General features: G+C 73.0%; 12 protein-coding genes. 10 read left to right on the forward strand and 2 right to left on the reverse strand.

Annotated elements, in window-relative coordinates; genetic code table 11:
- The first annotated feature begins 252 nt into the window (after positions 1-252).
- The 9 genes from ACH4DX_RS28725 (at position 253) to der (ending at position 9,509) form a co-directional block, all read left to right on the forward strand.
- Positions 253-1,428 (forward strand): ParA family protein, encoded by a 1,176-nt coding sequence (locus ACH4DX_RS28725; RefSeq protein WP_398123772.1) that lies wholly within the window; start codon positions 253-255, stop codon positions 1,426-1,428.
- On the forward strand, positions 1,413-2,033 hold the full coding sequence (locus ACH4DX_RS28730) for a hypothetical protein (RefSeq protein ID WP_398123773.1): 621 nt from the start codon (positions 1,413-1,415) through the stop codon (positions 2,031-2,033). Before ACH4DX_RS28725 ends, ACH4DX_RS28730 begins: the two co-directional genes overlap by 16 nt.
- Positions 2,034-2,050: 17 nt before the next feature.
- Positions 2,051-3,043 (forward strand): segregation and condensation protein A, encoded by a 993-nt coding sequence (locus tag ACH4DX_RS28735; protein WP_398157296.1) that lies wholly within the window; start codon positions 2,051-2,053, stop codon positions 3,041-3,043.
- 26 nt (positions 3,044-3,069) lie between these two features.
- Positions 3,070-3,720, forward strand: a complete 651-nt coding sequence (scpB, locus tag ACH4DX_RS28740; protein ID WP_398157502.1) for an SMC-Scp complex subunit ScpB — start codon at positions 3,070-3,072, stop codon at positions 3,718-3,720.
- Positions 3,721-3,731: 11 nt separating this feature from the next.
- Complete coding sequence (locus ACH4DX_RS28745) at positions 3,732-4,970, forward strand: pseudouridine synthase (RefSeq protein WP_398157297.1); 1,239 nt, start codon at positions 3,732-3,734, stop codon at positions 4,968-4,970.
- Between the two features lie 328 nt (positions 4,971-5,298).
- Positions 5,299-6,387 (forward strand): prephenate dehydrogenase, encoded by a 1,089-nt coding sequence (locus ACH4DX_RS28750; RefSeq protein ID WP_398123776.1) that lies wholly within the window; start codon positions 5,299-5,301, stop codon positions 6,385-6,387.
- A gap of 185 nt (positions 6,388-6,572) precedes the next feature.
- Positions 6,573-7,277 (forward strand): (d)CMP kinase, encoded by a 705-nt coding sequence (gene cmk / locus ACH4DX_RS28755; protein WP_398123777.1) that lies wholly within the window; start codon positions 6,573-6,575, stop codon positions 7,275-7,277.
- The gene (locus ACH4DX_RS28760; protein ID WP_398157298.1) at positions 7,235-7,939 is read left to right on the forward strand and encodes a lysophospholipid acyltransferase family protein; all 705 of its coding nucleotides are present in this window, start codon (positions 7,235-7,237) and stop codon (positions 7,937-7,939) included. Before cmk ends, ACH4DX_RS28760 begins: the two co-directional genes overlap by 43 nt.
- Positions 7,940-8,012: 73 nt before the next feature.
- Positions 8,013-9,509, forward strand: a complete 1,497-nt coding sequence (gene der / locus ACH4DX_RS28765; RefSeq protein ID WP_398123779.1) for a ribosome biogenesis GTPase Der — start codon at positions 8,013-8,015, stop codon at positions 9,507-9,509.
- 62 nt (positions 9,510-9,571) lie between these two features.
- Here the strand turns inward: der and ACH4DX_RS28770 are convergent, their stop codons facing one another.
- On the reverse strand, positions 9,572-9,910 hold the full coding sequence (locus ACH4DX_RS28770; protein WP_398157299.1) for a hypothetical protein: 339 nt from the start codon (positions 9,908-9,910) through the stop codon (positions 9,572-9,574).
- A 182-nt stretch (positions 9,911-10,092) separates the two neighbouring features.
- The gene (locus ACH4DX_RS28775) at positions 10,093-10,893 is read right to left on the reverse strand and encodes a hypothetical protein (protein ID WP_398157300.1); all 801 of its coding nucleotides are present in this window, start codon (positions 10,891-10,893) and stop codon (positions 10,093-10,095) included.
- A 508-nt stretch (positions 10,894-11,401) separates the two neighbouring features.
- Between ACH4DX_RS28775 and ACH4DX_RS28780 the strand changes: the two genes are divergently transcribed.
- Entirely contained in the window at positions 11,402-12,079 is a 678-nt protein-coding gene (locus tag ACH4DX_RS28780) for a transglycosylase family protein (RefSeq protein ID WP_398157301.1), read from the forward strand.
- Positions 12,080-12,109 lie beyond the last annotated feature (30 nt).

Here is a 12,109-nt window from a genome sequence, read left to right on the forward strand (position 1 = left end):
GGGCGGTTGGGCGTACACTCCCTCAACTCGCCTTGTACGTAAACGTTTGGGCGATTCGTCCACCGCGCAAACGCGGCGATGACATGCGGTGCGCCCTTGACATCGGGATGTTCCATTGCCGACACATCGGGCCGGGTCCGGCGGATTGTGTTGCTGCGGAGCGGTGACACGCCATAGAGTCGCCAATCGTCGGCATGGTGCCACGCTGACCTATCGAGAAATTTCCTGGTCACCAAGGAGGTAAGACGACTTGTGAATGAGTCGACATTTGCTCCCGGGGGTGGTCAACCAGGAACGTCTGGGCGAGGCCAGGGCCCTGTCGGGCTCCAGGCTGTCGGCTCCGTCGCTGTCCGCGCCTTCGAAGCCCGCCAGAGTCCGCAGCCGACACAGTCAGCACCCCAGAGCATGGATGGCCATCACGTGAACGCCATGGCCGGCGACCGGAGTGGCGAGAACACCACCCCCACCCCCCTCGCCGACTACGAGGAACTGCCCCAGGGTCACTTCTACGACCCCGACGCGGAGTACGAGCCCGATCCCGAGTACGCGGCCACGCTCGCCCCCGACGCTGCCCGTCAGCGCCGCGAGCGCATCGGCCCCACGGGACGCCCGCTGCCGTACTTCCCGATCCCGGGGCCGCTGACCGACCACGGACCCGCGAAGATCATCGCGATGTGCAACCAGAAGGGCGGCGTCGGCAAGACCACGTCGACCATCAACCTGGGGGCGGCGCTCGCGGAGTACGGACGCCGGGTGCTGCTCGTCGACTTCGACCCGCAGGGCGCGCTCTCGGTGGGCCTCGGCGTGAACCCGATGGAGCTCGACCTCACGGTCTACAACCTGCTCATGGAGCGGGGCATGGCCGCCGACGAGGTCCTGCTGAAGACGGCGGTCCCCAACATGGACCTGCTGCCCAGCAACATCGACCTGTCGGCCGCCGAGGTGCAGCTCGTCAGCGAGGTCGCGCGCGAGTCCACGCTCCAGCGCGCGCTCAAGCCGCTGATGGCCGACTACGACTACATCGTGATCGACTGTCAGCCCTCGCTCGGCCTGCTCACGGTCAACGCGCTCACCGCGGCGCACAAGGTGATCGTGCCGCTCGAGTGCGAGTTCTTCGCGCTGCGCGGTGTCGCCCTGCTCACCGAGACCATCGAGAAGGTCCAGGAGCGGCTCAACCCCGACCTGGAGCTCGACGGCATCCTCGCCACGATGTACGACTCGCGCACGGTGCACAGCCGCGAGGTCCTCGCGCGCGTGGTCGAGGCGTTCGACGACCACGTCTACCACACGGTGATCGGGCGGACCGTGCGCTTCCCGGAGACCACGGTCGCCGGTGAGCCGATCACCACGTACGCCTCCAACTCGGTGGGCGCGGCAGCCTATCGCCAGCTCGCCAGGGAGGTGCTCGCCCGGTGTCACGCCGAGTGAGTCTGCCGGGGGCCGACGAACTGTTCCGCACGACCGGGGGGATGGCGCTCCAGTCGTCGAGCCCGCGGCGCCAGGCGAACGGCGAGGCGAGGGTGCCCGCACCCGCGGGCGAGAGCGACGAGGCGGCCGCCGAGGAGTCCCACACCGCCCCGCAGGACACCGACGAGGCCGCCGAGCACCCCGAGAGCAGCGAGCACGCCACGGCGGACGCGGAGTCCGGCGCCGGTTCGCGCAGCAGGGCCGCGGCCGGTACCGAAGAGAAGGGCTCGGGGCGCCCGGCCGCGCAGGAAGGTTCTGCCGGATCCGCCGCCCCCGGCGCCAAGTCCGCCAACGCGTCCGGCACCACGCCCGCGCAGGCGCGGCGCCGTGCCCGCGCCGCCAACCGGCGGCCCAGCGGGCGCGAGCGGCACGACGAGAAGATCACCGTGTACGTCTCCGCCGAGGAACTCATGGACCTCGAGCACGCGCGCCTGGTGCTGCGCGGCGAGCACGGGCTCGCGGTGGACCGCGGGCGCATCGTGCGGGAGGCGGTGGCCGTCGTGCTCGCCGACCTCGAATCGCGTGGGGACGCGAGCATTCTCGTACGACGGCTGCGCGGGCGGTAGCGGTAGCCTTCCCGCCGATGCCCCCGAACCACGATTCCGCACCGCCTCCCGCTGCCCGCCGCCGCACCCTGGGGCGCGGGCCCGGGGCGGCTCCCGCGGAGCCGGAAGGTGTGGTCGAGGCCGGTTCGCCTCCCGCGGAGCCGGAGGGCGTGGCCGAGGCCGGTGGCACGTCGGAGGAACCCCCGGCCGAACCCGGTGACGGGCGGTTCACGGTCCGGCTCGCGAACTTCGAGGGGCCCTTCGACCTGCTGCTCCAGCTCATCGCCCGGCACAAGCTGGATGTGACCGAGGTCGCGCTGTCCAAGGTGACCGACGAGTTCATGGCGTACCTCCGGGCCATGGGCCCTGACGGGGACCTGGACCAGACCACCGAGTTCCTCGTGGTCGCGGCCACCCTGCTCGACCTGAAGGCGGCCAGGCTGCTGCCCGCCGCCGAGGTCGAGGACGAAGCCGACCTCGCGCTGCTCGAAGCGCGCGACCTGCTGTTCGCGCGGCTGCTCCAGTACCGCGCGTACAAGCAGATCGCCGACATCTTCAGCGGACGGCTCGACGAGGAGGCGCGGCGCTACCCGCGCACCGTGGGTCTCGAACCGCACCACGCCGAGCTGCTGCCCGAGGTCGTCATCAGCATCGGCGCCGAGGGGTTCGCCAAGCTCGCCGTGAAGGCGATGCAGCCGAGGGCGAAGCCGCAGGTGTACGTCGACCACATCCACGCGCCGCTGGTGAGCGTGCGCGAGCAGGCCGCGGTGGTCGTGGCGCGGCTCAGGGAGCACGGCGAGGCCAGTTTCCGGGCGCTGATCGAGGAGCTCGGCCCCGACGACACCCTCACCGTCGTCGCCCGCTTCCTGGCGCTCCTCGAGCTGTACCGGGAGAAGGCCGTCGCCCTGGAGCAGGAGACCGCGCTCGGCGAACTCCTGGTGCGCTGGACCGGCGGCGACTCCGGCGCGGCACCGACCGTGACCGACGAGTTCGACCGCGCCCCCGAGCCGGACGAGGAGAAGAAGCCGTGAGCGCCGTGCCCGCCGAAGACAGTGCCGTGCCTGCCGAGAACGGCCCCACCGGGGACCTGCGGTCCGCCGTCGCCGGGCTCGGGCTCAAGCCCGCTCTGGAGGCCGTCCTCATGGTCGTGGACGAGCCCGCGACGGAGGAACACCTGGCGAAGGTCCTCCAGCGGCCCCGGCGGGCCGTCGCCGTCGCGCTGCGGGAGCTCGCCGACGAGTACACCGTCCAGGGACGCGGCTTCGAGCTGCGTCTCGTGGCGGGAGGCTGGCGCTACTACACCCGCCCGGCGTACGCGCCCGCCGTCGAGGGCTTCGTCCTGGACGGGCAGCACGCCCGGCTCACCCAGGCGGCCCTGGAGACACTCGCCGTCGTCGCTTACCGCCAGCCGGTCAGCCGCTCCCGCGTCTCCGCGGTGCGCGGTGTGAACTGTGACGGGGTCATGCGGACCCTGTTTCAGCGGGGTCTGGTGGAGGAGGCGGGCGCGGAACCCGAAACAGGTGCGATCCTGTACAGGACGACGAACTACTTCCTGGAGCGGATGGGCCTGCGCGGCCTTGACGAGCTCCCCGAGCTCGCGCCCTTCCTCCCCGAGGCGGACGCGATCGAGGCGGAGACGCAGGAAGGCCTCCCGTCGTTCGATCCGGACGCACCCGATGCGCCGGACGCACGAGACGCAGACGACTAGACGGAACTTTGATGCGAAGCAGCAGCGGCAGGAACAGCAGCGGAAACAACGGCGGGAGCCGTGGTGGCAACAGCGGCGGCCGCGGCAACAGCGGTGGCCGGACCGGCGGCGGCCGGGGCGAGGGGCCTCGCGGCGGTGCGGGCGGCAGGGGCGACGGACCTCGTGGCGGCGCCGGCAGCCGGGGCGACGGACCTCGTGGCGGTGCGGGCGGCGGCGGTGGCCGCGGCAACTACCGCGGCGCGGGCAACGACCGTGACGACAGGCCGAGCCGCCCCAGCAAGCCCCGCCCCGAGGAGCGCCGCTACGACGTGGGCCCGGGCGCCACGCACGAGGGCCCGAAGTCGGGCCGCGGCGCCTCCGCGCGCGGCGGCGCCAAGGGCGGCCCCAAGCGGAGCCAGGAACAGCGCGGCGGCCGCCCGGTCCCCGGGCGCTCGCGCGAGTACGAGACGCGGGCCGAGGAGCGCAACCGCGAGCGGTACGCGGGCAAGCCGAAGGTCTCCCCGCCGAAGACCTTCCCCGGCGCCGAGCAGGAGGGCGAGCGGCTCCAGAAGATCCTCGCCCGCGCGGGCTACGGCTCCCGGCGCGCCTGCGAGGAGCTGATCGAGCAGGCCCGCGTCGAGGTCAACGGCGAGATCGTCCTGGAGCAGGGCCTCAGGGTCGACACGGACAAGGACGAGATCAAGGTCGACGGCCTGACCGTGGCCACCCAGTCGTACCAGTTCTTCGCCCTGAACAAGCCCGCGGGTGTCGTCTCCACCATGGAGGACAACGAGGGCCGCCAGTGCCTCGGCGACTACACGAACAACCGTGAGACGCGGCTGTTCCACGTGGGGCGGCTCGACACCGAGACCGAGGGCGTCATCCTGCTCACCAACCACGGCGAGCTCGCGCACCGCCTGACCCACCCCAAGTACGGCGTGAAGAAGGTCTACCTCGCGCACATCGTCGGCCCGATCCCGCGCGACCTGGGCAAGCAGCTCAAGGACGGCATCCAGCTCGAGGACGGGTACGCCCGCGCGGACCACTTCCGGGTCGTCGAGCAGACCGGCAAGAACTACCTGGTCGAGGTGACCCTGCACGAAGGCCGCAAGCACATCGTGCGCCGCATGCTCGCCGAGGCCGGGTTCCCCGTCGACAAGCTGGTGCGGGTCGCCTTCGGCCCGATCACGCTCGGCGACCAGAAGTCGGGCTGGCTGCGCCGTCTCTCCAACACCGAGGTCGGCATGCTGATGAAGGAAGTCGACCTGTAGGCACGCGGTACCCCGCGGCGCGGGGCCCGGCGCCCGGGGCTGACTACCCTTTGCGGGAGAGCGCGGCCGCGTCACACAGCACGGCCGGGCGCGGCGGGCGCACACGAGCGAGGAGCAGCACGGTGACGGTACGAGGGGCACGGGGGGCCGTCGGGCCGGGACGGCACGGGCCGTGGGCCGGCGCGGTGCGGCCTGCGGACGCCGAGCGGCCGGGGCGGGCCGGGACACGTTGGCGCACGGCGAGCGTTCTGCACGCGGGCGATCCGCGTGCAGCCGTTCCGTGTGTGGCCGTTCCGCATGCGGGCGCTCCGCGTGAGGACGTGACCAGGTGAAGAGCGCCCTCGTCATCGGCACCGGCCTCATCGGCACCTCGGCCGCCCTGGCCCTCACGGGCCGCGGCGTCACCGTGCACCTCGCCGACCACGACACGGAGCAGACGCGCACCGCTGCCGCGCTCGGGGCGGGCACGGGCGGGCCGCCGGACGGGCCCGTCGACCTGTGCGTGGTCGCCGTGCCCCCCGCCCACGTCGCTCCCACGCTCGCCGACGCGATGCGCCGCGGCGCCGCGAGCGGCTACCTGGACGTGGCGAGCGTGAAGGGCGGGCCGCGCCGCGAACTCGAGACCATGGGCCTCGACCTGACCTCGTACATCGGTACGCACCCGATGTCCGGGCGCGAGCGCAGCGGACCCCTCGCGGCCTCGGCGGACCTCTTCGAGGGCAGGCCCTGGGTCCTGACGCCCACCCGGGACACCGACACCCACGTCCTGAACCTCGCCCTGGAACTGGTCGCCCAGTGCCGGGCCGTGCCCGTGGTCATGGACGCGGACGCCCACGACCGCGCGGTCGCCCTCGTCTCGCACATGCCGCACCTGGTCTCCAGCATGGTCGCGGCCCGGCTGGAGAACGCCGAGGAGACGGCGGTACGCCTCTGCGGCCAGGGCATCCGGGACGTCACCCGCATCGCGGCGTCCGACCCGCGGCTGTGGATCGACATCCTCTCCGCGAACCCCGGCCCGGTGGCGGACCTGCTCGCGGAGGTCGCCGCCGACCTGGACTCCGCGGTCACCTCGCTGCGGGAGCTCCAGTCGGCCGACGAGAGCAAGCGGCGCGACGGCGCGAGAGGCGTCGAGAGCATGCTGCGGCGGGGCAACGCCGGGCAGGCACGGGTGCCGGGCAAGCACGGCACCGAGCCCACGGTGTACGAGGTCGTGGCGGTGCTCATCGACGACCAGCCCGGTCAGCTCGCCCACATCTTCGCCGACGCGGAGCGGGCCGGTGTGAACGTCGAGGACGTCCGCATCGAGCACGCCACCGGGCGGCAGGCGGGCCTCGTCCAGCTCATGGTCGAACCCAGGGCCGCGGCGCAGCTGGCCGCGGCGCTGCGCGAGCGAGGGTGGTCGTTGCGGCAGCAGTGACGCCGGGGGCGGCGGCGGGGCCGGGGGAGGCGGCAGTGCTGTCCGGAAGCCGCCTCGGCGGGGGCGTACGGGAGCTCGCGTCGCGGGACCCGGGAGGGGCCACGGCCCGAAGCCAGTAACCTTGTGCGGGGCGCCGAGCAGGCGGCCCACCCCGTCCCCCGCACCGAGAAAGGTGTCCGCTCCCCGTGGAATCCGTGGAAAAGACCGCCGCCGCAGGCCCGGCTCCCGTGATCGTCGCCATCGACGGTCCCTCCGGCACGGGGAAGTCGAGCACCTCCAAGGCGGTCGCGGCCCAGCTGGGCCTGAGCTACCTGGACACCGGCGCCCAGTACCGGGCGATCACGTGGTGGATGGTGCACAACGGCATCGACCTCACGGACCCCACCGCCATCGCCGCCGTGGCCGGGAAGCCGGAGATCGTCTCCGGCACGGACCCCTCCGCCCCCACGATCACCGTCGACGGCACGGACGTCGCGGGCCCGATCCGCACGGCCGAGGTCACCTCCAAGGTGAGCGCGGTCAGCGCCGTTCCCGAGGTGCGCACCCGGATCACCGAGTTGCAGCGCTCCCTCGCGGGCGGCGCGGACGAGGGCATCGTCGTCGAGGGCCGCGACATCGGCACCACGGTCCTGCCGGACGCCGACCTCAAGATCTTCCTGACGGCGTCCCCGGAGGCCCGTGCGGCCCGCCGCTCCGGCGAGCTGAAGGGCGCCGACGTCGCAAGCACCCGAGAGGCCCTGGTCAAGCGGGACGCGGCCGATTCGAGCCGGAAGACCTCGCCCCTCGCCAAGGCGGACGACGCCGTCGAGGTGGACACCACCGAGCTCACGTTGCAGCAGGTCATCGAGTGCGTCGTCACGCTCGTCGAGGAGAAGCGGGCCGGCAAGTGACCGAAGCACCCGCCGGTCGGGCGGCGCCCTCAGAGCGCGGCGCCGACGTCGGCCGCCGCATCGGCGTCGGACTCATGTACGGCCTGTGGAAGCCCCGCGTGCTCGGAGCCTGGCGGGTCCCCGCGACCGGCCCCGTGATCCTCGCCGTGAACCACTCCCACAACGTCGACGGCCCCATGGTGATGGGCGTGGCACCGCGGCCGACCCACTTCCTGATCAAGAAGGAAGCGTTCGTCGGACCGCTCGGCCCGTTCCTGCGGGGCATCGGCCAGCTCCAGGTGGACCGGACGACGGCCGACCGCACGGCCGTCACGGACGCCCTCGCGGTGCTCGGCCGGGGCGGCGTCCTCGGGATCTTCCCCGAGGGCACGCGGGGCGAGGGCGACTTCGCCTCGCTGCGGGCCGGGCTCGCCTACTTCGCGGTGCGCACCGGAGCCCCGATCGTGCCGGTCGCCGTGCTCGGCAGCACCGAGCGGCACGGGCGGCTGGTGAAGAAACTGCCGCCGCTGCGCACCCGCGTCGACGTCGTTTTCGGAGACCCCTTCGAGGCGGGCGACAGCAGCGGGCGGCGCACCCGCAGGGCCCTCGACGAGGCCACCGTGCGGATCCAGGGACGGCTGACCGGCCACCTGGAGAACGCCAGGCGCCTGACCGGGCGCTGAGTCAGACTTCCAGTAGTGGACCGACCGCCTTGGCCGGGCCACCGATGACCACGATGAACGAGGTACGGACTTCATGAACGACCAGAACCCCTCCGGGCCGAGCTCGGACGAGCACGAGCACGGGGCGCTTGGAGAGGCCGAGGCCACCGAGTACGCAGCGTTCATGGAGCTCGCCGCCGAAGAGGGCTTCGACATCGAGGACGTCGAGGGCGCCATCGAGGCGGCGGGCCACGGCCCGCTGCCGGTGCTCGCCGTCGTCGGACGCCCCAATGTCGGCAAGTCGACCCTGGTGAACCGCATCATCGGCCGCCGCGAGGCCGTCGTCGAGGACAAGCCGGGCGTCACCCGCGACCGGGTGACGTACGAGGCGGAGTGGGCGGGCCGCCGCTTCAAGGTCGTCGACACCGGCGGCTGGGAGCAGGACGTCCTCGGCATCGACGCCTCCGTGGCCGCGCAGGCGGAGTACGCGATCGAGGCGGCCGACGCCGTGGTGTTCGTGGTGGACGCCACCGTCGGCGCGACGGACACCGACGAGGCCGTCGTGCGCCTCCTGCGCAAGGCGGGCAAGCCCGTCGTGCTGTGCGCCAACAAGGTCGACGGGCCCTCGGCCGAGGCGGACGCGGCGATGCTGTGGTCGCTCGGCCTCGGCGAGCCGCACCCGGTGTCCGCGCTGCACGGCCGCGGCACCGGCGACATGCTGGACGCCGTCCTCGAAGCGCTCCCGGAGGCGCCCGCGCAGACCTTCGGCACGGCTGTCGGCGGCCCGCGCCGCATCGCGCTCATCGGCCGCCCGAACGTCGGCAAGTCGTCCCTCCTGAACAAGGTGGCGAACGAGGAGCGCGTCGTCGTCAACGAACTCGCGGGCACGACCCGCGACCCGGTCGACGAGCTGATCGAGCTCGGCGGCATCACCTGGAAGTTCGTGGACACCGCGGGCATCCGCAAGCGCGTCCACCTCCAGCAGGGCGCCGACTACTACGCCTCGCTGCGCACCGCGGCGGCCGTCGAGAAGGCGGAGGTCGCGGTGATCCTGATCGACGCCAGCGAGTCGATCAGCGTGCAGGACCAGCGCATCGTCACCATGGCGGTCGAGGCGGGCCGCGCGGTCGTCCTCGCGTACAACAAGTGGGACACCCTCGACGAGGAGCGCCGCTACTACCTGGAGCGGGAGATCGAGACCGAGCTGGCCCAGGTGGCCTGGGCGCCCCGGGTGAACGTCTCGGCGCGCACCGGACGCCACATGGAGAAGCTGGTCCCGGCGATCGAGACGGCCATCGCGGGCTGGGAGACCCGGGTGCCGACGGGCCGTCTGAACGCGTTCCTCGGCGAGCTGGTCGCCGCGCATCCGCACCCGGTCCGCGGCGGCAAGCAGCCGCGCATCTTGTTCGGTACGCAGGCGGGCACGAAGCCGCCGCGCTTCGTGCTGTTCGCCTCCGGCTTCATCGAGCACGGCTACCGCCGCTTCGTGGAGCGCAGGCTCCGCGAGGAGTTCGGCTTCGAGGGCACGCCGATCCACATCTCGGTGCGGGTGCGCGAGAAGCGCGGCCAGAAGACCCAGAAGAAGAAGTAGGTACGGCGTTACGGCGATGCCCGGTCCCCCCCCGGGGGGGGGCCGGGCATCGCCGTACGGAGTCAGAGCCCGCGGCGCGGGCCCGGCGGCAGCGCGGCCGGGAAGAGCTGGCCGTAGCCGGTGTGGTGCTCCGGCTGGCCGTAGCGGGCCACGTGGAAGGGCTGGTGGCGGGGATCGATCCTGGCGTCGTAGCGCGTGTCGTGCCGGGCCGGGTGCCGGGCGTCGTGGCGTCCGGCGCCGTGCTGCGGGTACGGCCCGGGGCCGAAGGCGTTGAACCTCAGGTCTTCCTCGCCGGTCCTGTCACCGGGCAGGGCGCGGAACGCCCGCAGGTACTCCGAGTACAGCGCGTCGTAGATCGGCGTGGCCGACGGTGTGGCGACGGCGTCCTGCGCCGTGCGCATGGAAGGGATGGGGCTCTGGTACGGCCGGTGGGCTGAGGGGTCGTATGCGTGCACGTCTGGGCCAACGACACCGAGGCCCGACGGATGCGGGGCGAACCCCCTCTTTCGCCTGGTAGGCGGCATGGGAAGCGGGTTCGTCCCGGCGCCGGACGCACGCGGGGCGCCCGGCGCCGGGACCGCGCTCACGTGCCGGCCAAGGGCATGGCGCAGCCGACCAGTTGGCCGCGCGACGCCGTCAGGTCCAGGGCGTCGCGCAGCAGGTCCTCGCGGGGCTGGCGGCCGATGGCCCCGGCGGGCGCCGCGAACAGGAGCACCGTCTGGAGCTTGTTGGCCGCTGCCCGCCAGCCCTCGGTGACCTGGAGCGGCTGGTGCGCCTGCCACCAGGCGACCTGGGGGCCGCCGCCGGTGCCGGGCTGGAGGATGGCGTGCAGCTGGCCCATGGCGAGCAGCACCGACCAGCCGTGCACGGTCGGCGGCACGCCGGCCAGGCTCGTCAGCGGCGTGAAGCCCTGCTCGATCAGGAGCGGCAGGAAGTCGTCGCCGCCGCTCGGCGCGGCGCCGGGGCGGGCGATCGGCCCGGTGGGCTCCACGACGAGGGCGGGCTGCAACTCGTTCTCGATCAGGACGAGCCCGCTGGTGACGCCGAGCACGGCCTGTTCGGGGGCGGGGTCGGGGACGGTCCGGCCCGCGCCGCCCGCTTCGCCGGTCCCGCCGGTGATCGAACGGACGGCGCCCTGCAACTGCTCCTCGGCGACCTCGACGATCTGGGACGGCAGACAGCTGGAGTGGGCGAAGGCGAGCACGGCGGTCTCGTCACCGACGAACAGGACCGTGCTGGTGCGTTCGCGCTCCGAGTCGCCCGGGGTGCGACAGGAGGTGCAGTCGTAGGCGCCCGGGGCGTTCTCCCCGGCGAGCAGGCGGTCGGCTTCTTCGTCGCCGATCTCGGCACGTACCTCGTCGCTGAGGTCGAGCATGCGCGGCACGGGTGGCTCCTCGGGATCGATGCGTGGGGTGTCCGGGGTGGTGCCCGGCTCATAACGGAGACAACGGGAGATCAGTGGTGCAAGTCACGCGCAGGGGGGAACGGAATCGAACCAACCGCGGCGGAGCGTGAGTTGCCGGTGCCTGTCCGTCACCGCGCGCCAACAGCGGCTGCGTACAGGGAAGTTGAGCCGGTGAGGTGAGTCACAGGTCGCTCCGGCGGCCGGGTGGTAAATGCGGATATCAGCGAACTCAGTGGGTGTCCTGAACTCGACGCTACCGCAGGTAACAGGCAACTGGCCTGGCTCGACGGGCCCGCGGTTGCTGGCGGGGCGGGTGCGCTCCTAGATTCCACGGCCGTGTGCAGTGAGCACCGCTCGGGTACGTCCGCCGGACGCGCCGCCGAACCTTTCGGCGCGGGGACGGACGGGGCTCGGCGGGCACCCGCCGCCGGAAGCGCGCGGGGCCCGCGGAGCCAGGGGGAGCCCGGGTCCTTGGAGAGGGAGATCCATGACCGTTCGTTCCCAGTACATTCGCAGGACGGCAGTGCTTGGCGGAGCCGCGATCCTCGCGCCCCTCGCACTGCTCACCGCGACCGGCCAGGCCGCCGCGGACAGCGGAGTGTGGGACCGGATCGCCCGTTGCGAGAGCGGCGGGAACTGGCAGATCAACACAGGGAACGGCTACCACGGAGGGCTCCAGTTCTCCGCCGCGACCTGGCGGGCGTACGGCGGCACGGCCTACGCGCCGAGCGCCGACAAGGCGTCCAAGGCACAGCAGATCGCCGTCGCGGCGAAGGTCCAGCGCGCGCAGGGGTGGGGCGCGTGGCCGACCTGCTCGGCGCGGGCCGGGGCCCAGGGCGCCGCGCCGGGTGCGGCCGCCGCTCCCGCCGCGCCGAAGCAGGCCGCGCCGAAGCAGGCGGCACCGCAACAGGCGGCGCCCAGGCCCGCCGCGCCGAAGGCGACCCCGGAGCGGTCCGCTCCGCAGTACCGTGCTCCGGCCCGCAGCGAGCGCGGCACGGCACGCGCCGAAGCCGGTTCGGGCACCTATACCGTCCGGTCCGGTGACACGCTCGGCCGCATCGCGGCGGCGCACGGCACCAGCTGGCAGCGGGTCTTCGCGGCCAACCAAGGGGTCATCGGCGGCGACCCGGACGTGATCGTGCCCGGTCAGCGCCTCACGGTCTGACGTCCGTCGCGGCCCCGCCCCCGGCCACGT

The organism is Streptomyces sp. NPDC017940, assembly GCF_044328435.1.
Taxonomy (GTDB): domain Bacteria; phylum Actinomycetota; class Actinomycetes; order Streptomycetales; family Streptomycetaceae; genus Streptomyces.